This is a genomic window from Nocardioides sp. CPCC 206348 (genome assembly GCF_048654705.1).
Classification (GTDB): Bacteria; Actinomycetota; Actinomycetes; order Propionibacteriales; family Nocardioidaceae; genus Nocardioides.
Map to the genome: position 1 here is coordinate 10,368 of NZ_JBMCZA010000139.1, position 486 is coordinate 10,853.

1 protein-coding gene is annotated in these 486 nt (G+C 65.4%); it reads left to right on the top strand.

The annotated features are described in order from the left end of the window. Positions 1-127: 127 nt before the first annotated feature. A partial coding sequence (locus tag ACOADB_RS09085) for a choice-of-anchor P family protein (protein ID WP_378597637.1) occupies positions 128-486 on the top strand: 359 nt, incomplete at its 3' end.

A 486-nucleotide genomic window follows, 5' to 3' on the forward strand; every position in this document is an offset into this window, starting at 1 on the left:
AATCTCGGTAGTCACCTTCGCCCTCCTGGGCGCGGGCCTGACGGCCACACCGGCGCAGGCTGCAGAGCCTGTTCTGTGGAGTTACGCCGCCAGCACCGGCGGAACGTACGTCAAGGTCCAGGACAGCTTGGTCAACTCAGACCTCACGGCCCAGTCCTCGGTCACCGGAGGAGCCAACTCCTCCTCCTCCAAGAACAGCACCGCTGCGGCGAATGTTGCTGGCCTGCTCTCGGTCGGCGCCATCGAAACCACCACCAGCGCGAACGTCAACAAGGTTGCCAAGACCACGACGCTCAACTCGTGGGCGCGCACCGCCAAGGTGGACCTCCTCGGCGGCCTCATCCGGGTCGACGCCCTCACGACGACGATCTCCACGGTCGGTCGCTCGGACGGCACCGCTTCGCACACCGCCAACACGCAGTTCGCGGGCATCAAGATCGTCGGCGTCAACCTGCCGCTGAACATCCCGAAGAACTACGGCGTCAC